A 17,171-nucleotide genomic window follows, 5' to 3' on the forward strand; every position below is an offset into this window, starting at 1 on the left:
GCATTCTCGGACGAACCTGCCCGAAGGGCGCGGTGGGCGCGTGCCCGGGGCGATCCACGGGCCGCCGACCCGAGCGTCAGGCGGCGGCGGGGACCCCGTCGTCGACCGGACGGGCGGCAGCGGCTCGCGACGCGACGAGCGCCGCGCCGGCTCCGGCGGCGACGAAGATCGCACCCAGCGCGAGCCAGCCGGGGGTGCCGAACCGGATGGGCAGCGCGGTGACGACGACGGGCGCGGCCATGCCGGCGAGCGCGTAGCCGGTCTGCGACAGGCCCTGGTAGGCGCCGGCGCGGCGCGGGTCGGCGAGCTCGAACGCCATGCCCCAGCCGCCGGCCTCGGACAGCACCTCGCCGAGCGAGTGCGCGACGGCGGCGAGCAGCAGCAGCGCGGTCGCGGCGACGAGGCTGCCGTGCCCGGCCACCGCGTACAGCACGCAGGCGCCGGCCAGCAGGAGGGTGCCGCGACGCACGGCCCGGCCGGCCGCCCGCACCTCGTGCGTGCCGCGGGACGCGCGGACCTGCAGCAGGGCCACCAGCGCCGTGTTGACCACCAGCAGCGCGGACACGACGGCGGTCGGGGCGTCGGTGGTCGCGACCCACAGCGGCACGCCCACGGTCATGACGCCGAACTGCATGGCCACGACGGCGTTGAGCACGACGCCGGCGACGTACGTGCGGTCGCGCAGCGGGTGCATCCCGGGCGCGGACCGGTGCACGGGGTCGGCGGCCGCGGCGGCGTCCGGGGTGCCGGCGACGGGCGGGTCGGCGAGCATCCGCGCGGCCAGCTCGGGCACGCGGCGCGGCAGCCGGACGAGCGGCACGACGGCGCCGAGCAGCAGCACCGCCGTCGCGACCATCGCGGTGCGGTACGCGGCCGCGGTGTCCACCAGGAGCGCGACGGCGGCGGCGAGCGTGCCGAGCCCGATGAGCACGTTCGTCACGACGCGCAGCCGCGCGCGGACGTCGACGCGCTCGGGGCCGGTGAACCACCGGGCCAGCAGCGCCTGCCGGGCGGTGGACTGCACCCCGCGTCCGGCGCTGACGACGACGGCGACGGCGGTGAAGCTCACCGCGTCGGAGGTGAACGAGTACGCCGCCAGCGCCAGCGCCTGTGCGAGCAGGCCCCACACCTGCACGCGGTGCGCGCCGCGCCGGTCCGACCAGCGCCCGGCGAGGTACGACCCGAGCACCCCCGCGCCGCCGGCGATGCCGAGGCCCAGCCCGACGGTGGTCGCGGGCAGCCCGACCACGCGCGTGAAGTACAGGACGGAGACGGTGTAGAAGATCCCCGTCGACGCGGCGAACGCCATGGTCGAGACGGTGAGGGCGCGCGCCACGGGGTCCCGCGGCAGGAGGGTCTGGATCACGGCACCAGTAGGGACCCGTCCGGCCGTACCCGGAACGGATGTAGCGCTGGCCTACATCTATGCTCACACCGTGGGACGGAGCCGCTGATGGGCTGGATGCACTACGAGCTGGCGGGCATGGACCTCGCCGACGTCCGGTTCGCCGTCTCCCCGCTGAACGAGCTGGTGCTGTCGCTGCGCGCGTGGCGCGACCCCGGCCGCTTCCCCGTGCACCTGCCGTGGCTGCGCCGCGTGCAGGAGGCCCGGCCGGCCCTCGACGGCGAGATGCTGCTCGCGCTGACCAACGAGGTGATGTGGACGCCGGACTTCCTCACGCCGCGCCCGGGCAGCCCGCTCACCCGCCTCGACGACGAGCTCGCCGGCGTGGCCGGCGTCGACGACGCCGTGGTCGCGCACGACCTCGCCGCGGTGCACCCGGGCGGCCTGCCCGCTCCGCTGCGCGGCCCGCTCCCCCGCGTGCGGCGCCGGATGCTCGACGCGCTCACCGGCTACTGGGACGCCTGCTTCGCGCCCGTCTGGCCGCGGATGCGTGCCGTGCTGCAGGCCGACGTCGTGCACCGCGGCACCGTGATCTCGGCGCGCGGCGCGGGCGCGATGTTCGCCGACCTCTCCCCTCGGGTCTCGTTCGCCGAGGGCGTGGTGAGCGTCCGCCTGGGGACGCTCAGCGGCGAGTGCCGCCGCTCCACCACCGGGGCGGGGCTCACGCTCGTGCCCACGCTGTTCACCCGGGCGGCGTCCGCCCCGATCTCGCCGGCCGAGCCGCCGATGATCATGTACGGCGCGCGCGGCACGGGCACGCTGTGGCAGGCGGAGCGGCACGTGGCGGACCGCGCCCTCGTCGCCGTCCTGGGCCGCGCGCGGGCGGGCCTGCTCACCGCGCTGGAGCACCCGGCGTCGTCCACCGAGCTGGCCCGCCGCCTCGACGTGACGACCAGCGCCGTCAACCAGCACCTGCGCGTCCTGCGCGACGCCGGCCTGCTGACGTCGGCCCGCGCCGGCCGCTCCGTGCTGTACCTGCGCTCCGAGGTGGGCGACGCCCTGGCGGGCGGCGGCCGCGAGGCCCGGTGACCCACCCCACAGCCTGAGCTCCCACATCCCGACAGTTTCCCGACGCCGCGTTGGTATCGTTCCCGACATGACGTCGGCAACTGGTGCCGGCGCGGAAGGGAGCACGATGTTTCTGGCGTGGCGCGAGCTGGTGTTCGCGCGGGCACGGTTCGGCCTGATGGGGGGTGTCGTCGCCCTCGTCGCGATCCTCGTCGTCATCCTCTCGGGGCTCTCCTCGGGGCTGGTGAACGACGGCGTCTCCGGGCTCAAGAAGCTGCCCGTGACGGCGTTCGCCTTCGACGAGGGCACCCCCGTCGACTCGGCGTTCTCCCGCAGCACGGTGGAGCGGGACCAGGCCGCACGATGGGCCGAGGAGGACGGCGTCGCCGACGCCGCGCTGTTCGGCAACCAGCTCGTCAACGCGGAGGGCCCGGACGGCGAGGCGGTCGACCTGGCCCTCTTCGGCGTCGACCCCGACTCGTTCCTCGCGCCCGCGCCCGACCTCGTCGCGCAGGGCGAGGGTCTCGCGCAGGACGACGGGATCGTCGTCAGCGAGACCGTCACCGACCTCGGGCTCGGGGTCGGCGACACGGTGACGGTCGACCGGCTCGGCACCGAGCTGACGATCGTCGGCGTGCTCGACGGCCAGCACACCTACGGGCACGTGGACGTCGCGTACGTCCCCCTCGCCACCTGGCAGGAGATCCACGCCGGCGCCGGACCCGGCGACGAGGTGCGCCCCGAGGCCTACGACGAGGCGACCGCCGTCGCGCTCGCGGAGTCCGACGGGGCGGACCTCGACCTCGCGGCCGCCGGTGCCGGCACCGGGACCGCCGCCGTGCCCCTCGAGGACTCGTTCGAGGGCTCGCCGGGGTACGCGGCCGAGACCCTCACGCTCGACCTCATCCAGACGTTCCTGTACGCCATCTCCGCCCTCGTGGTCGGCGCGTTCTTCACGGTGTGGACCATCCAGCGCCGGCACGAGATCGCCGTCGCGCGCGCCATGGGCGCCCGCTCGGGCTACCTGGTCCGCGACGCCCTGGGGCAGGCCGCGGTCGTCCTCGTCGGCTCGACCGCGGTGGGCGTCGCCGTCGGCGTCGGGTTCGGCGCGCTCCTGACGTCCACCCCCATGCCGTTCTCGCTCGAGCCCGTGCCGGTGGCGGCCGCCGCCGCGCTGCTGGTCGTGCTCGGCCTCCTCGGCGCGGCCGCCGCCGTCGGCCGCATCGCCCGCGTCGACCCGCTCACCGCCCTCGGAGGACAGCGATGACCCAGCCCGCACCCACCACGACGACCACCGCCACCGCGCGGCCCTCCGCCGCAGGCGACGGCCTCCGCCTGACCGACGTCGAGCTCACCCTCGGCGACGGTGACACCACCGTCGTCGCGCTCGACCACGTCGACCTCGCCGTCCCGGCGGGCGAGCTGCTCGCCGTCGTCGGCCCGTCCGGCGCCGGGAAGTCGAGCCTGCTCGCCGTCGCCGGGGCGCTGACCCGGCCCGACTCCGGCACCGTCCAGGTGGACGGCGTGGACGTCGGCCCCCTCTCCGGCTCCGGTCAGGCCCGGCTGCGGCGCGAGCGGATCGGCTTCGTGTTCCAGTCCGGCAACCTCCTGCCCGCGCTCACCGCCGTCGACCAGCTGCGGTTCGCCCTGCACGCCACGGGGCGCAAGGTCGCAGGCTCTGCGCGGTCGCCGCTCGAGCTCCTGGAGCAGGTCGGCATGGCGCACAAGGCCGGCCGCCGGCCGCACGAGCTGTCCGGCGGCGAGCGCCAGCGCGTCGGCATCGCCCGCGCGCTGGTGACGGCCCCGGCCCTCCTCCTCGTCGACGAGCCGACCGCGGCGCTCGACCGGGCGCGCAGCCACGACGTCGTCGAGCTCCTCGCGGCCGAGACGCACGACCACGGCGTCGCGACCGTGATGGTCACCCACGACCACGACGTCCTGGAGCACTGCGACCGGGTGGTGCGGATGGAGGATGGGAGACTGGTCGACTGACCGTCACGCCCCGGGCCCGCGGGCCCGGGGCACCCGCGAGGAGGAGTGCCCGTGCCGCGCATCAGCGCCCCCACCGTCGTCGAGCACCGCGCGGCGCAGCAGCGGGCGCTCCTCGACGCCGCGCGTGCCCTCCTCGCCGAGACCGGCCGCCCGCCCACGTTCGCGGCGCTCGCCGAGCGCTCCGGCCTCGCGCGGCCGAGCATCTACCAGTACTTCCGCTCCGCCGACGACCTCCTGCGCGCGATGGTCGAGGACGTCTTCCCCCGCTGGGCGGCGACGGTCGCGAGGGCCATGGACGACGCCGACGACGACGCCGGCCGGGTCCTCGCCTACGCGCGGACCAACCTCGAGCTCGTGGCCGAGGGCGAGCACGCGCTCGCGACCGCCCTGGCGAGCGCCGGCCCCGCCCCCGCGGTGGCGCAGGGCACGAAGGCCATGCACGGCGAGCTCCTGCGCCCCCTGGTCGACACCCTGCACGCGCTCGAGGTGCCGCACCCCGGCCGCACCGCCGAGCTGGTCAACGCCGTCGTCAACGCCGCGTCGCGGATGCTCGAGTCCGGCGCCCCGTTCGACGAGGTCTGGGGCAGCGTCGAGGAGCTCCTGACGCCGTTCGTCGCCCGGCACGGGCACGGCGGCGCCGCGACCTCCTGAGCCTCAGCCGGTCACGCGCGCCAGGTGCGCGTCGAGCACGTCGAGCGCCCAGCCGGCGTCGGCGTCGGGCTCCTGGCGCACGACGTGCAGCGCGAGGCCGTCGACGAGCGCGTGCAGCCCGCGCACCTCGACGTCGGACGGCGGGCCCCCGGCGAGGGTGGCGAGCGCCCGCGCGCACACGTCGCGGATGGCGTCCTGCGCGGCGCGGTGCCCGTCGCGCAGGGCGGGGTCGGTCATGGCCGCGGTCCCGAGGGCCAGGTAGGCCTCCATCTCGGTGCGCCGCTCGGCGTCGAGCGGGAGGAGCTGCGCGAGCACCGCGCGCGACCAGCCGTCGCCCTCCTCGACGGCGTCCACCCGCTCCTGCAACCGTTCCAGCACCAGCGCGACGGCGCGCTCGCGCACGCTGGCCACGGTGGGGAACGTGTAGCGCAGGGAGCTCTGCGGCAGGCCGGCCTCGGCGGCCACGTTGCGGACGGAGAGGGCCTCGAGGCCGTCGCGCACGAGGACGCGCCACGCGGCCTCGGACACCTGGCGGCGGCGTTCGTCACGGTCGAGCTTCTGGGGCACCCGCCCATGTTCGCACAGTCGTGCGAAGTGTGCTAGAACTATCTTCGCACGATCGTGCGACAACCTTCCAGCAGATCCCGACCGAGGGGAAGTGAGAGCCGTGGACTGGCTGATCCTCATCGCCGCCGGCGTGATGGAGGCCGTGTGGGCGACCGCGCTGGCCGCGTCGCGCGGCTTCAAGCGCCCGGTGCCGACGACGGTGTTCGTCGTCGGACTGGCCCTGAGCATGTGGGGCCTCGCGCACGCGATGCTCACGATCCCGGTGGGCACCGCCTACGCGGTGTGGGTGGGCATCGGCGCGGTGCTCACCGTGCTGGTCGCCATCGTGCGCGGCGACGAGCGGCTGACGGTCGCGCGCGCCCTGCTGCTGGTCGGCCTGGTCGGGTCGGTCGTGGGACTCAAGGTGGTGAGCTGACATGAGCGCGAAGAACACGAGCACCATCGCCTGGGGCGTGCTGCTGGCCAGCGCCGTCCTCGAGGCGGTCTGGGCCACCGCCCTGCACGCGAGCCGCGGGTTCACCGTGCCCGCCGACACGATCGTCTTCGTCGTCGCCCTGTCGCTGAGCATGCTCGGCCTGGGCTACGCCGCGAAGCACATCCCGATCGGCACCGCCTACGCCATCTGGACGGGCGTCGGCGCCGCGCTGACGGTCGCGTGGGCGATGGTCAGCGGCACCGAGACCGCGTCGCTGCTCAAGGCGCTGTTCCTCGTCGGCATCATCGGCTGCGCCATCGGCCTCAAGGTGGTCGGGCACGACGACGAGGGCGCGGAGGAGCGCGAGGTCAGCGCCGGTGGACCACCTGAGCCGCGGCCTGGTCGCGGGGCATGAGCAGCACCTGGTCGACGTTGACGTGCGCCGGGCGGGTGGCGATCCACGCCACCGTCTCGGCGACGTCCTCGGCCGTGAGCGGCTCGACCCCGGCGTAGACGGCGTCGGCCTTCTCCTGGTCGCCCTTGAAGCGGACCAGGGAGAAGTCGGTGTGCACCATGCCGGGGTCGATCTCGCTGACGCGCACCGGCTGGCCCAGCAGCTCCAGGCGCAGCACCCGGGTCAGCGCGGCCTCGGCGTGCTTGGCCGCGTTGTACCCGGCGCCGCCCTTGTAGGGCTCGCGCCCCGCGATGGAGCCGATGGTGATGACCTGCCCGTCGCCGCTGGCGACCAGGCTCGGCAGCAGCGCCTTCGTGACGCGGACCGTGCCGAGCACGTTGATGTCGTACATGCGCTGCCAGTCGGCGAGGTCGGCGTCGGCCACCGACTCCGTCCCCAGCGCGCCGCCCGCGTTGTTGACGAGCAGGTCGCAACGTCCGAGGCGCTCGTCGACGGCGGCGGCGAACGCCGCGACGGACGCGTCGTCCGTCACGTCGAGCGGGATCGCCGTGCCGCCGGTCTCGGCCGCCACCTGCTCGAGCCGGTCCATGCGGCGGGCGCCGAGGACCACGTGGAAGCCCGCCGCCGCGAGGGCGCGGGCGCTGGCGGCGCCGATCCCGCTGCTGGCTCCGGTGACGACGGCGACGCGGGTGGGGACAGGCATGAGGGAGTCTCCTCGGAGCGGGGATGCCGGTCGGCACGGCGTCGACCTCGGGCTCTCCCGATCGTAGTGGCCGACGCCGTGCCGTTCCGTGCCGCGAGCGGACGTCTCAGCCGTTGAACGCGCCCGGGTGCGGCCCGGTGCGGCCGTCGCGCTCCAGCCCGTCGATGGCGGCGAGCTCGGCGTCCGTCAGGTCGAAGCCGAAGACGTCGAGGTTCGCGGCGATGCGCGCGGGTGTCACGGACTTGGGGATGACGACGCGCCCCTGCTGCAGGTGCCAGCGCAGCACCACCTGGGCGGGCGTCACGCCGTGCGCGCGGGCGGCGTCGACCACGGGCGCGTCGCCCAGGACGGCGCCCTGCGCCAGCGGACTCCACGCCTCGGTCACCGCGCCGTGGCGGGCGTTCGCGGCGACGGTCGCGCGGTTCTGCAGCGCGGGGTGCAGCTCCACCTGGTTGACGACCGGGGTGCTGCCGCCCAGCGCGGCCACGCGGTCGAGGTGCTCGGGCAGGAAGTTGGAGACGCCGATCGACGTCGCGAGGCCGGCGTCGCGCAGGTCCTCCAGGCCCTGCCAGGCGTCGAGGTAGTCGTCCGTGGCGGGGGTGGGCCAGTGGACGAGGTACAGGTCCACGTGGTCGAGGCCGAGCTTCTCGAGGCTCTCCTCGAGGCCCTCGCGGGCCGCAGCGCGGCCCAGCCTGTCGATCCACAGCTTGGTGGTGACGAACAGCTCGTCGCGGGCGACGCCCGACTCGGCCAGGGCGCGGCCCACGCCGCGCTCGTTGCCGTAGACGGCGGCCGTGTCGATGCTGCGGTAGCCCGCCTGGAGCGCGGCGCTCACCGCGGCCGTGGTCTCGGCGTCGGGCACCTGGAAGACGCCGAAGCCGAGCTGGGGCATGGTGCGGCCGTCGGAGAGCGTGACGGTGGGGACGTTCGCGGTCATGGGAGAGGTCCTTCCGGTGGTGCGGGGCTGAGGTTCAGGAGAGTGGGTCAGACGGCGGCGGGCGCGAGCTCGCGGTCGGCGTCGCGCGCCGGGGCGAGCTCGCCGCCCCGGGTGCGCACGGCGACCAGGAGGACGCCGAGCCCGGCGACCGTGACGACCGCGCCCACCCAGAGGGGCGAGGTGTAGCCGGCGCCGGCGGCGAGGGCGAGGCCCGCGGCCCACGCGCCGAACGCGTTGCCGACGTTGAACGCGGCGATGTTGGCGCCGGAGCCGAGCGTCGGCGCCGCGTCCGTGTACCGCATGATGCGCGTCTGCAGCGCGGGCACGGTGGCGAAGCCGAAGCCGCCCATGAGCAGCAGGCCGACGACGGTCGCGACCTGGCTCTGCGCCGTGAGCGCGAAGAGGACGAGGACGACGGCCAGCACGGCGATCACGGTGACGAGCGACCGGACGAGGTTGCGGTCGGCGGCCCGGCCGCCCAGCACGTTGCCCGTGACGGTGCCGACGCCGAAGACGACGAGGAGCCACGGGACGGCGGCGCTGCTGAAGCCGCTCACCTCGGTGAGCGTGAACGCGATGTAGCTGAAGGCGCCGAACATGCCGCCGTAGCCGAGCACGGTCACCGCCATGGACAGCCAGACCTGGCGGCCGCGGAAGATGCGGAACTCCGTGAGGACCGACCCGGTGGAGCGGTGCTCCGTGCGCGGCACGAGCACGGCGATGCCGATCAGACCGAGCACGCCGACGGCGGTGACGGCCCAGAACGTGGCGCGCCAGCCCGCCGCCTGGCCGAGGAACGTGCCGAGCGGCACCCCGGCGACGTTCGCGACAGTCAGACCGGCGAACATGATCGAGATGGCGGCCGCGCGACGGTTCGCGGGCACGAGGTCGGCCGCGACGACCGCGCCGATCCCGAAGAACGCGCCGTGGCACAGTGCCGCGACGACCCGGCCGACCATCGTCATGCCGTACGTGGGGGCGACGGCGCACAGCAGGTTGCCGACGATGAACAGGACCATGAGCAGCAGGAGGGCCCGCTTGCGCGGCATGCGGGACAGCGCCGCGGTCATGGCGATGGCTCCGACGGCGACGGACAGGGCGTAGCCGGAGATGAGGTAGCCGGCCACCGGCTCGGTGACGCCGAAGTCGGCGGACACCTCCGGCAGCAGGCCCATGATGACGAACTCGGTGAGTCCGATGCCGAAGCCCCCGAGGGCGAGGGCGTACAGCGCGGCAGGCATCGAGGCCTCCAGGGTGGGGAGCGGGGAACGTTGCGCGTGCACTAGTTGCACGCGCAACGTTCTAGATAGTTGCACACGCGCTATATCGGCGCAAGGCGCTATGCTGTGACCCGGACGACGGGCCGCCACGGGCCCGCGAGGAGGCCGACATGGGAATCGCCGACGACGCCGTCGAGATCCGCGCGCGCGGCTGGCGCACGCTCGCCGCGCTGCACGGGCTGATCGAGACGGACCTGGAGCGCGCGCTGCAGAAGGAGCACCAGCTCTCCGTCGTGGAGTTCACCGTGCTCGACGCGCTGAGCCGCCAGGACGGCTGGCACATGCGCATGCAGCAGCTCGCGCGTGCCGCCGCGCTGTCCAGCAGCGCCACGACGCGCCTCGTCACCCGCCTCGAGGACCGCGGCCTGCTCACGCGCATCCTGTGCGCCGACGACCGCCGCGGCATCTACACCGAGCTCACGCCCGCCGGCCGGGCCCTGCTGACAAAGGCCCGGCCCACGCACGACCGCGCGCTCGAGGACGCCCTCACGCGCGCCGAGAACATCCCGGAGATCGCGCCGCTCGCGTCGTCGCTGCACGAGGTCGCCGCGGTCTGATGGCCCACGGCCCGGGCGTCAGCCCTGCGGCCCGTACAGCCGCACGTCGACGCCGTCGAGCTCCCCGAGCGCGGCCACGATCCGCGGGCGCACCACGCCCCAGTCGAGTCCGCCGAGCCCGGCACCGAGGGCGGGCACAGCGACCGACCGGATCCCGTGCCGCCGGATCACCGCGGCGAGGTCGACGAGGCCGTCGTCGACGAAGGCCAGGCGCGACGCGGAGCGCCAGTGCTCCTTGGTCGGGAAGCTCACGACGAACCGCGGGCCGGAGTCCGCGCCGGTCTCCCACACGTGCATCCGCCCCACACGCACCTCACCGGAGCGGCAGGCCTCGCGGTAGTCGTCGAACATCGCCGGGTAGGCGCGGCGGAACTGCAGGGCGAGCCCCTTGCCCATCACGCCGACCGTGTTCACCGCGTTGACCAGCGCGTCGACGTCCGCCGCGAGCAGGTCACCGCTCGCCTCGCTGATCACTGCCCGTCCCGTCACCCGCCCAGGGTGCCAGCAGGGACCGACAGCGATCTCAGGCGCCGCGCGGGAGTCCCGCGGTGGCGAGCAGGTCCTCGTGCAGCTCCATCCACACCCCGTGGACGGAGGCCGTGCCCAGGCCGGCCACGCGCGCGCCTTCGCCGGCCCGCGCCGCGGCCAGGGCGTCGCCGAGCCGCAGGTCGTAGCCGGCGAAGCGGGCGAGCTCGCCCGCGAGCCCGGCGAGCACCGGGCGCACGCCGTCGACGACGTCGGCGAGCTCGGCGAGCACGCGGTCGTCCCACGACGCGTCCCGGTGGTCGTTGACGTCGAGCCGGCCGCCGTCCGCGGGCCGCAGCTGCCAGTCGGTGCACGCCCTGAGCAGCCGGGCGTTCAGCGGGTCGAACGCGGCGACCGCCTCGCGCACGACGGCGGCGGCACGGCCGGTCGGGTCGGCGGCCAGCTCGGCGGCGAGGCGGCGCTCGTCCTCGGCCCGCCCGCGCCCGGTGAGGGACCAGCCGCCGGTCCCGGCGAACTCCGCCCAGGTCACGTGCCCGAACGCCTCGAGGTCCAGCAGCAGCTCGCGGGCGACCTCCGCCGCGAGCCCCGACCGCTCGGCCACGGCCCCGTCGTCCGCCGTGCCCCGCACGCGGATGGCGTGCAGCACGAGGAGCTCGGGCTCCGACGCACGGCTCACGGCGACTCCCCCGCACCGGCGGACCGTGCGACGAGCCGGTCGAGCCGCTGCTGCACGGCCTGCGGGGAGCCGAGACCCAGCGCCGACGCCATCCGCCCCCACGTGTGCCCGGCGGCGCGGGCGGAGAAGAGCGCCGCCGTCTCGAGCTGTTCCGCCTCGGCGCGCGCGGCGGGCACGAGCGCCAGGGCGGCGAGCGCCCCGGCGGCGTCCTGCTCGGGCGTGAGCTCCCCGCGCGCGGACCGCCACAGGTAGTGGCGCACGAGGTCCGTCGCCGACGGCGGCACGGACGCCGGCTGCCACGGCCGCGGCGCGAGCGCGTCGGCACCCAGGTCGAGCAGCACGCGGCGGGCGCCGGCCTCGGCGCGCGCGGCGCCCTCGTCGGCGTCGTGAGGCTTGCGGTCCATGCGGAGACCGTGCACCATCAACGAACTGTTGTCAACGACATGTTGAGCAGCGCCGACGTCGGTCCCTGCGTGCCGCCGTCGGCGAGCTCGCGAACGACGTCCAGGGACGGAGGTGCGGCATGGAGCCTGTCGTGCCGCTCGACGACGCGGCCCCGGCGCACGGCGGCAAGGCCGCCGCGCTCGGCGTGCTCCGGCGGGCCGGGCTGCCGGTGCCGGACGGCTTCGTCGTCCCGGCCTCCCTCGACGGTGACGGCCTCGTCGCCGCCGTCGACGGTGCGCTCGACACGCTCGGGCGACACGCGCCCGTGGCGGTGCGGTCGTCGGCGTCGGACGAGGACGGCGCCCGCGCGTCGGCTGCCGGGCAGTACGCCACGGTGCTCGGCGCCGTCGGCACGGACCGCGTCGTCGAGGCGGTCCGAGCCTGTCGCGCGTCGGCGGCGGGCCCGCGCGCCATGGCCTACCGGTCCGCGACGTCCGGCCTGCACACCCCTGCCGACGTCTCGGTCGTCGTGCAGCGGCTGGTCGACGCGCGTGTGGCGGGCGTGCTGTTCACGGGCGACGGGCGCGCCGTCGTCGAGGCCTCGTGGGGGCTGGGCGAGAGCGTGGTGCAGGGCGCCGTCGGCCCCGACCGCTGGACCGTCGCCGACGGCCGCGTCGTCGAGCACCGCACCGGCGACAAGCGCACCCGCGTCGACCGCGCGCGTACCGGACCGGGCGCCGGCACGACCACCCGCGACGTCCCGGCGTCGGAGCGTGACCGCCCCTGCCTCGACGACGACACCGTGCTGCGCCTCGCCGCGCTCGGACAGCGGGTCGCCGACCTGCGCGGCGGGCCGCAGGACGTCGAGTGGGCGGTGGACGACGCGGGCACGGTCTGGCTCCTCCAGGCCCGACCCGTCACCGCGGCCCTCCCCGACCCGCCCGCGGAGCGTGGTGGGCGCGCAGACGTGCTGCGGGGCACGGGGGCCAGCGGCGGCCGGGCGAGCGGGCCGGCGCGGGTGGTGCACGGACCGGACGGCTTCGCCGCCGTGCGGCCCGGCGACGTGCTCGTGTGCCGCGAGACGGACCCCGCGTGGACGCCCCTGTTCGGCGTCGTCGCCGCCGTCGTCACGGAGACGGGCGGGCTGCTGTCGCACGCGGCGATCGTCGCGCGCGAGCTGCGGCTGCCCGCCGTGCTCGGCGTGCCCGCCGCGACCGATGTCCTGCGCGATGCCCCGACGGTGACGGTCGACGGCGACACGGGCACGGTCGCGACCCCCTGACCTGGACACGGGCTGGACGCCCCGTGGACGCGCTCGCCCGCTCGTGGAAGCATCCGGCCATGACGACGACGGCGTCCCCTCGGGGCACCTCCACGGGGGCAGGGCGGCCCGTCGAGCACGCCCTCGGCCAGTTCCCGCCCGACCGCCCGCCGGCGGCGTGGGGACTGCGCGTGCTGGCGACGCTGCTCGACTCCGCGATGGTGGCGGCGGTGGTCTTCCTCGCGACGGGCGCCGCGCCGACGCTCGCCGCGCTCCCCGGCCTGGGCAAGCCCGGCGGGACCGGCGGCGCGGCCTGGACGGCCGGCACGCTGCTCGCGCTCGCGGTGCTCCAGGCATACACCGGCGCGACGCCGGGCAAGCGGGTGGCGCACGTCGCGGTGGTCGACGACCGCACCGGCCGCCCGATCGGGCTGCTCGGAACGGTGCTGCGCTGGTTCGCGCACATGCTCGACGCGATCCTGCTGATCGGCTACCTGCGCTCCGCGTTCCGGAAGGACGGCCGCACCTTCGCCGACTCGCTGCTCGGCACCGTCGCCGTCCGCACCACGGCGCCCCCGGCGCATCCGCTCGTGGCCCGGCTGCGGGCCTCCCGCGACCGGCACGCGCCCTGGCTGCGCTGGCCGCGACCCGTCACCGGCGGCGTCGCACTCGTGCTGTGCGCGGCGGCCGCGGCGGCGAGCGTCACCGCGACCTCCGGCGGCGGGCAGCAGATGTCCGAGCAGCAGTCGTCGTGCATGAGCACCGGGGACTTCGCCGCGACGGCAATGATCGGCAGCGCCCGGTCGTTCGACATGGACTCCCGGCTCGGCATCACACGCGTCGACGTCACACGCTGGCAGGTCGCGGTCGCGTGGACCACCGGGCTCAGCGTGGACTCGAGCGACAACCCGGAGGTCGGCGACCTCGACGCCCGCCTCACCGTGACCTCGCCGGACGGGAGGTACCTGTACTGGGCCGAGTCCCCGGGCACGACCGGCCCCGACGAGGCCGGCGACGGGATCGACGAGGCCGCCGACGCCGCATGGTTCTCCCCCGCCGACGAGGTCGCGTCCACCGTGGTCACCGTGCCCGTGGAGCCCACGGGCTGGTCGGCGCGCGCGGAGCTGTTGGACGGCGGCGCGGTCGTGGCGGAGTGCTCCGCTCCCGTCCCGACCATCGACGCCGACCCCGCGAGCCTGTTCGACTGAACGACGTCAGGGCCGGAAGGTCGTCTGTCCGTGCGGCGACTTGGCGAACGCGAGCACCTTGTCGACCACCACGCGGTAGACGAGCGCGCGCTGGCCCTGCGGGTCGAAGGACTCGTCGTCGTTCTCGAAGTCCCAGGCGTCGCCGTACTTGGCGCGGAAGCCGTCGGCCAGCCGACGCAGCTCGGGGCCGCCGGTGGCGCGGACGACGACGCCCTCCACGACGACGTCGAGGCCGGCGTCCCACTCCGGGGTCCCGATCGTCACGGCGACGTGCGGGCTGTGCGCGAGGTTGTGGGCCTTCTGCTCGCCGGGACCGGTGCAGAAGACGAAGCCGTCGTCGGTCCACAGCCCGACGAGGGGCGTGACGTGCGGGCGGCCGTCCGCCCGGATGGTGACGAGCTGGTAGACGGTCGCGGCCGTCAGAGCGGCCTCGACCTCGGGCCAGGGCGTGGGATCGGTGGCCTCGCTGAAGCGGGCGTCGAGCGTTCCGGAGGGTGTCATGAGAGGGCAGACCCGCCGGGCCGACGGAACTCGTCGGCCCGGCGGGCCCGGGATCTGCGGGTGCGGGCGGCTCAGCGGCTGTGCGCCGACACGTCGCCCAGCGTGGTGGTGGCGCGGATCTCCACCTGGACGTCGCCGCCGCTGCTGGTGATCGCGTTGCTGATCCGGCCGAGCGTCGTGCCGGCGTCGAGCGACGCCGTGACGCCGGACGCGACGCCCACGGTCACGTCGCCGGCCTGGGTGCGCAGGTCGAGCGCGCCCTGCACGGCCTCCTCCACGCGGAGGTCGCCCTTCGCGGTGCTCAGCGAGCCGGGGCCGGTCAGCCGACCGACGGTGATGTCGCCGGCCTGCGTGGCGAGGCGGGCGCTCGCGGCCTCGTCGACCTTGATGTCGCCGTGCGCGGTCTCGACGACGACGGCGCCGAGGCGCCCGACGCCGCGCAGCGGGGCGCTCGCGGCCGTGACCTCGACCGCGGACCCGGCGGGCAGCTGGACCGTGACCTCGACGGAGCCGGAGGGCCCGAAGGCCCGGTGCCCGTCGGGTGCCGTGACGCGCAGGACGCCGTCGGCGTACTCGACGGTGGTCTGCTCGGCGGCCTCGACGTCGCGGCGCTTCGAGGCGTCGGCGGGCCGCACCTCGACCGTGGTGTCGGACCGGTCGGCGGCGACGAAGGTGAGGCGCCCGGCCGGGACGTCGACGACGGCGGAGACGGGGGCGGGGGTGGTGAAGTTCTGCATCGTGCTCAGCTCCTGCGGTGGTCGGTGCGGTGGTTTCTGACATGAGAAACGCTACGTTGCGTTCGCAGGTTCGGCAATGGCAATGTTGCATCAGAAATACGTTTACGCAGGTCACGATACACAAATCGTTGCATCAGAGAGGAACATCAACGCAATCGCGCGCTGTGGGCTCGTTGCACCCGGTCGGAAGTGAACGTAACGTGGGCGCGACCGACCCAGGTCCGACCCAGGAGGACGCCATGCCGGGAGGCCGGCTCACCGCCCAGGAGCGCCAGCAGATCGCGCTGGGGCTCGCCGACGACCTCGCGTACGCCGAGATCGCCCGCCGCCTCGACCGCCCGACGTCGACCGTCACGCGCGAGGTGATGCGCAACGGCGGCCCGGGCGGCTACCGCGCCGACCTCGCGCAGCGCGCCACCCAGCAGCGCGCGCACCGTCGTCGTCCCGCCACGCCGCGCGCGCCGTCCGGCACGGGGGCCACGCCCGACGACGCGGCCCTGCGGGAGTACGAGGAGACCTTCACGACGCTGCTCATGCAGTCGGGCCTCCCCCGCATGGCCGCGGCGGTGCTCACAAGGCTGTACGTGGCGGACTCGGGCAGCCTCACGGCGGCGGAGCTGGTCGAGAGGCTCCGGGTGAGCCCGGCGTCGGTGTCCAAGGCGGTCGCGCTCCTGGAGAGCCTGGGGCTGATCCGCCGCGAGCGCGAGGACGGCCGCCGCGAGCGCTACGCCGCCGACGGCGACGCCTGGTACCAGTCGATGATCGCCGCCGCGCGCGCCAACGCCGCGCTCGCCGCCACCGCCCGGCAGGGGGTCGACGTCCTGGGCCGCGACTCGGCCGCGGGCGCGCGCCTGGAGAACATGGCGCGCTTCATCGACTTCGTCGCCGACAGCATCACCCGTGCGGCCGAGCAGGCACGCGACCTGCTCCACACCCCGGGGAGCGCCGCCCCACCGGCGGCCGTCACCCCCGAGGACTGACCGCCGCGGCGCGGACGGCGCGCGCCAGCACGAGCACCCCGGCGGCCGCGCCCGCGCCCACGAGGGTGAGGAGGATCCGCTCCCCCGCCCCCGCGACGGCCGGGCCGCCGGGCGCCACCGCGATCACCGTGACGGTGAGCAGCGCGGCGAACACCCACAGCGGGGCGGCGAGGTAGGCGACCACCGTCGCGACGGCGCCGACGGCCACGACGACGGTGACGACGACGTCGGGCGGCTGCAGCAGCGCCAGCCCCGCCGCGACGCACCCGCCGAGCACCGTCCCTCCGGCGCGGGCCAGCGCGCGCGAGGAGATCTCGCCGGTGCGGGGCACGAGCACCGCGTAGAACGTCAGCAGCAGCCACCACGAGTGCGTGTCCGGGTAGTAGGTCATGGCCCACCACGTGCCGACGCCGGTCAGGAGCACGAGCGCCGCGGTGTAGAACGCGGTCTCCAGCCGCGCGGCGGGTACGTGCGGCTTGCGGCGCACCCCGCCGGTCAGCGTCGCGACGAGCACGGCCGTCCACAGCCCGCCCGCCAGCACCGTGAGGGCCACCGGCCACGACCCCGCGAGGGTGCGCGGGTCGGCGTCGGTGAGCGCGACCGGCGCCACCGTGAGGATCGCGACCGTGGTCGCGGCCGGGGCCCCGCCCGAGGTCCACCCCTTCGCCGCCGCCAGCCCCAGCGCGGCCGAGGTGACGGCGATCAGCAGCACCGCCGTCCACACCCCGCTCCCGGCGAGGGGAGCGACGAGGCAGAGCAGGGCGGTGAGGACGGCGAGCACCAGCGGGCGGCGCGGTGACGCCAGCGCCGCCGTCGTGGCGGGGAGCATCCCGAGGTAGTACGGCATGGCGTAGTCGGGGGCGACCACGGCGAGGACGACGACCGGGGCCACCGCCGGCAGGGCGGCGGCGAGGAGGCGACGGCGCGACGAGCCGGGCCGAGGCGGCTCGGTCCCGTCGTCCGGCGCGGTCAGCGCCCCCTCCGGTGCCATGCGCCCCAGGATGCCCG

The 17,171-nt window shown here is 75.6% G+C and carries 21 protein-coding genes; 10 read left to right on the forward strand and 11 right to left on the reverse strand.

The window, feature by feature from the left end; translation table 11 throughout:
• Nucleotides 1-76: 76 nt before the first annotated feature.
• Nucleotides 77-1,366 (reverse strand): MFS transporter, encoded by a 1,290-nt coding sequence (locus tag ACFQ8Y_RS01200; RefSeq protein ID WP_430584337.1) that lies wholly within the window; start codon nucleotides 1,364-1,366, stop codon nucleotides 77-79.
• Between the two features lie 87 nt (nucleotides 1,367-1,453).
• Between ACFQ8Y_RS01200 and ACFQ8Y_RS01205 the strand changes: the two genes are divergently transcribed.
• The 4 genes from ACFQ8Y_RS01205 to ACFQ8Y_RS01220 all read left to right on the forward strand — a co-directional run bounded on the left by ACFQ8Y_RS01205 (nucleotide 1,454) and on the right by ACFQ8Y_RS01220 (nucleotide 5,056).
• The gene (locus tag ACFQ8Y_RS01205) at nucleotides 1,454-2,434 is read left to right on the forward strand and encodes a DUF5937 family protein (protein ID WP_430584338.1); all 981 of its coding nucleotides are present in this window, start codon (nucleotides 1,454-1,456) and stop codon (nucleotides 2,432-2,434) included.
• A 67-nt stretch (nucleotides 2,435-2,501) separates the two neighbouring features.
• A complete protein-coding gene (locus ACFQ8Y_RS01210; protein WP_430584339.1) occupies nucleotides 2,502-3,680 on the forward strand; it encodes an ABC transporter permease in 1,179 nt (392 codons plus the stop codon).
• Complete coding sequence (locus tag ACFQ8Y_RS01215) at nucleotides 3,677-4,405, forward strand: ABC transporter ATP-binding protein (protein ID WP_430584340.1); 729 nt, start codon at nucleotides 3,677-3,679, stop codon at nucleotides 4,403-4,405. The genes ACFQ8Y_RS01210 and ACFQ8Y_RS01215 overlap by 4 nt, the downstream gene beginning before the upstream one ends.
• 51 nt (nucleotides 4,406-4,456) lie before the next feature.
• Nucleotides 4,457-5,056 (forward strand): TetR/AcrR family transcriptional regulator, encoded by a 600-nt coding sequence (locus tag ACFQ8Y_RS01220; protein WP_430549221.1) that lies wholly within the window; start codon nucleotides 4,457-4,459, stop codon nucleotides 5,054-5,056.
• 3 nt (nucleotides 5,057-5,059) lie between these two features.
• Here the strand turns inward: ACFQ8Y_RS01220 and ACFQ8Y_RS01225 are convergent, their stop codons facing one another.
• Entirely contained in the window at nucleotides 5,060-5,623 is a 564-nt protein-coding gene (locus ACFQ8Y_RS01225) for a TetR/AcrR family transcriptional regulator (protein WP_430584341.1), read from the reverse strand.
• A 100-nt stretch (nucleotides 5,624-5,723) separates the two neighbouring features.
• On the opposite strand from ACFQ8Y_RS01225, the gene ACFQ8Y_RS01230 reads away from it, so the two are divergent.
• Complete coding sequence (locus tag ACFQ8Y_RS01230) at nucleotides 5,724-6,038, forward strand: DMT family transporter (RefSeq protein ID WP_430549223.1); 315 nt, start codon at nucleotides 5,724-5,726, stop codon at nucleotides 6,036-6,038.
• Nucleotide 6,039: 1 nt separating this feature from the next.
• Nucleotides 6,040-6,453 (forward strand): DMT family transporter, encoded by a 414-nt coding sequence (locus ACFQ8Y_RS01235; protein ID WP_430549224.1) that lies wholly within the window; start codon nucleotides 6,040-6,042, stop codon nucleotides 6,451-6,453.
• Here the strand turns inward: ACFQ8Y_RS01235 and ACFQ8Y_RS01240 are convergent.
• From ACFQ8Y_RS01240 to ACFQ8Y_RS01250, 3 genes are all read right to left on the reverse strand, one after another.
• A complete protein-coding gene (locus ACFQ8Y_RS01240) occupies nucleotides 6,407-7,156 on the reverse strand; it encodes an SDR family NAD(P)-dependent oxidoreductase (RefSeq protein WP_430564922.1) in 750 nt (249 codons plus the stop codon). The two genes, ACFQ8Y_RS01235 and ACFQ8Y_RS01240, sit on opposite strands and share 47 nt — an antisense overlap.
• Nucleotides 7,157-7,262: 106 nt before the next feature.
• Nucleotides 7,263-8,093: an aldo/keto reductase gene (locus ACFQ8Y_RS01245; RefSeq protein WP_430584342.1), complete on the reverse strand. Its 831-nt coding sequence runs from the start codon at nucleotides 8,091-8,093 to the stop codon at nucleotides 7,263-7,265.
• A gap of 47 nt (nucleotides 8,094-8,140) precedes the next feature.
• A complete protein-coding gene (locus ACFQ8Y_RS01250; RefSeq protein ID WP_430584343.1) occupies nucleotides 8,141-9,334 on the reverse strand; it encodes an MFS transporter in 1,194 nt (397 codons plus the stop codon).
• A gap of 149 nt (nucleotides 9,335-9,483) precedes the next feature.
• On the opposite strand from ACFQ8Y_RS01250, the gene ACFQ8Y_RS01255 reads away from it, so the two are divergent.
• On the forward strand, nucleotides 9,484-9,930 hold the full coding sequence (locus ACFQ8Y_RS01255; protein ID WP_430564925.1) for a MarR family winged helix-turn-helix transcriptional regulator: 447 nt from the start codon (nucleotides 9,484-9,486) through the stop codon (nucleotides 9,928-9,930).
• An 18-nt stretch (nucleotides 9,931-9,948) separates the two neighbouring features.
• On the opposite strand, the gene ACFQ8Y_RS01260 is transcribed toward ACFQ8Y_RS01255, so the two are convergent.
• Genes ACFQ8Y_RS01260 through ACFQ8Y_RS01270 form a run of 3 tightly spaced genes read right to left on the reverse strand, consistent with a single transcriptional unit; the run spans nucleotide 9,949 to nucleotide 11,496 of the window.
• Nucleotides 9,949-10,419, reverse strand: a complete 471-nt coding sequence (locus ACFQ8Y_RS01260; RefSeq protein WP_430564926.1) for a macro domain-containing protein — start codon at nucleotides 10,417-10,419, stop codon at nucleotides 9,949-9,951.
• A 34-nt stretch (nucleotides 10,420-10,453) separates the two neighbouring features.
• Nucleotides 10,454-11,092, reverse strand: a complete 639-nt coding sequence (locus tag ACFQ8Y_RS01265) for a transcriptional regulator (protein WP_430584344.1) — start codon at nucleotides 11,090-11,092, stop codon at nucleotides 10,454-10,456.
• On the reverse strand, nucleotides 11,089-11,496 hold the full coding sequence (locus ACFQ8Y_RS01270) for a DNA-binding protein (protein ID WP_430549231.1): 408 nt from the start codon (nucleotides 11,494-11,496) through the stop codon (nucleotides 11,089-11,091). Before ACFQ8Y_RS01270 ends, ACFQ8Y_RS01265 begins: the two co-directional genes overlap by 4 nt.
• Nucleotides 11,497-11,615: 119 nt before the next feature.
• Between ACFQ8Y_RS01270 and ACFQ8Y_RS01275 the strand changes: the two genes are divergently transcribed.
• Together ACFQ8Y_RS01275 and ACFQ8Y_RS01280 are read left to right on the forward strand one after the other, a co-directional pair.
• Nucleotides 11,616-12,758 (forward strand): PEP/pyruvate-binding domain-containing protein, encoded by a 1,143-nt coding sequence (locus tag ACFQ8Y_RS01275; RefSeq protein WP_430584345.1) that lies wholly within the window; start codon nucleotides 11,616-11,618, stop codon nucleotides 12,756-12,758.
• Between the two features lie 59 nt (nucleotides 12,759-12,817).
• A complete protein-coding gene (locus tag ACFQ8Y_RS01280; RefSeq protein WP_430584346.1) occupies nucleotides 12,818-13,945 on the forward strand; it encodes an RDD family protein in 1,128 nt (375 codons plus the stop codon).
• 6 nt (nucleotides 13,946-13,951) lie between these two features.
• Here ACFQ8Y_RS01280 and ACFQ8Y_RS01285 read toward each other — a convergent pair whose 3' ends face one another.
• Nucleotides 13,952-14,446 (reverse strand): pyridoxamine 5'-phosphate oxidase family protein, encoded by a 495-nt coding sequence (locus ACFQ8Y_RS01285; RefSeq protein ID WP_430584347.1) that lies wholly within the window; start codon nucleotides 14,444-14,446, stop codon nucleotides 13,952-13,954.
• 71 nt (nucleotides 14,447-14,517) lie between these two features.
• The gene (locus ACFQ8Y_RS01290; RefSeq protein ID WP_430564647.1) at nucleotides 14,518-15,183 is read right to left on the reverse strand and encodes a DUF4097 family beta strand repeat-containing protein; all 666 of its coding nucleotides are present in this window, start codon (nucleotides 15,181-15,183) and stop codon (nucleotides 14,518-14,520) included.
• 239 nt (nucleotides 15,184-15,422) lie between these two features.
• On the opposite strand from ACFQ8Y_RS01290, the gene ACFQ8Y_RS01295 reads away from it, so the two are divergent.
• Complete coding sequence (locus tag ACFQ8Y_RS01295) at nucleotides 15,423-16,163, forward strand: MarR family transcriptional regulator (RefSeq protein WP_430549236.1); 741 nt, start codon at nucleotides 15,423-15,425, stop codon at nucleotides 16,161-16,163.
• Here ACFQ8Y_RS01295 and ACFQ8Y_RS01300 read toward each other — a convergent pair.
• A complete protein-coding gene (locus ACFQ8Y_RS01300) occupies nucleotides 16,147-17,154 on the reverse strand; it encodes an FUSC family protein (RefSeq protein WP_430584348.1) in 1,008 nt (335 codons plus the stop codon). The two genes, ACFQ8Y_RS01295 and ACFQ8Y_RS01300, sit on opposite strands and share 17 nt — an antisense overlap.
• Nucleotides 17,155-17,171: the final 17 nt, after the last annotated feature.

Source organism: Isoptericola sp. NPDC056605, from assembly GCF_042792795.1.
Classification (GTDB): domain Bacteria; phylum Actinomycetota; class Actinomycetes; order Actinomycetales; family Cellulomonadaceae; genus Isoptericola.

Excerpts from the sequence above, each read along its gene's own strand:
- ACFQ8Y_RS01300 (WP_430584348.1), bottom strand. The coding sequence starts at position 17,154 with ATGGCACCGGAGGGGGCGCTGACCGCGCCGGACGACGGGACCGAGCCG.
- ACFQ8Y_RS01250 (WP_430584343.1), bottom strand. The coding sequence starts at position 9,334 with ATGCCTGCCGCGCTGTACGCCCTCGCCCTCGGGGGCTTCGGCATCGGA.
- ACFQ8Y_RS01275 (WP_430584345.1), top strand. The coding sequence starts at position 11,616 with ATGGAGCCTGTCGTGCCGCTCGACGACGCGGCCCCGGCGCACGGCGGC.
- ACFQ8Y_RS01285 (WP_430584347.1), bottom strand. The coding sequence starts at position 14,446 with ATGACACCCTCCGGAACGCTCGACGCCCGCTTCAGCGAGGCCACCGAT.
- ACFQ8Y_RS01235 (WP_430549224.1), top strand. The coding sequence starts at position 6,040 with ATGAGCGCGAAGAACACGAGCACCATCGCCTGGGGCGTGCTGCTGGCC.
- ACFQ8Y_RS01280 (WP_430584346.1), top strand. The coding sequence starts at position 12,818 with ATGACGACGACGGCGTCCCCTCGGGGCACCTCCACGGGGGCAGGGCGG.
- ACFQ8Y_RS01215 (WP_430584340.1), top strand. The coding sequence starts at position 3,677 with ATGACCCAGCCCGCACCCACCACGACGACCACCGCCACCGCGCGGCCC.
- ACFQ8Y_RS01240 (WP_430564922.1), bottom strand. The coding sequence starts at position 7,156 with ATGCCTGTCCCCACCCGCGTCGCCGTCGTCACCGGAGCCAGCAGCGGG.
- ACFQ8Y_RS01255 (WP_430564925.1), top strand. The coding sequence starts at position 9,484 with ATGGGAATCGCCGACGACGCCGTCGAGATCCGCGCGCGCGGCTGGCGC.
- ACFQ8Y_RS01205 (WP_430584338.1), top strand. The coding sequence starts at position 1,454 with ATGGGCTGGATGCACTACGAGCTGGCGGGCATGGACCTCGCCGACGTC.
- ACFQ8Y_RS01270 (WP_430549231.1), bottom strand. The coding sequence starts at position 11,496 with ATGGACCGCAAGCCTCACGACGCCGACGAGGGCGCCGCGCGCGCCGAG.
- ACFQ8Y_RS01245 (WP_430584342.1), bottom strand. The coding sequence starts at position 8,093 with ATGACCGCGAACGTCCCCACCGTCACGCTCTCCGACGGCCGCACCATG.
- ACFQ8Y_RS01290 (WP_430564647.1), bottom strand. The coding sequence starts at position 15,183 with ATGCAGAACTTCACCACCCCCGCCCCCGTCTCCGCCGTCGTCGACGTC.
- ACFQ8Y_RS01295 (WP_430549236.1), top strand. The coding sequence starts at position 15,423 with ATGCCGGGAGGCCGGCTCACCGCCCAGGAGCGCCAGCAGATCGCGCTG.
- ACFQ8Y_RS01210 (WP_430584339.1), top strand. The coding sequence starts at position 2,502 with ATGACGTCGGCAACTGGTGCCGGCGCGGAAGGGAGCACGATGTTTCTG.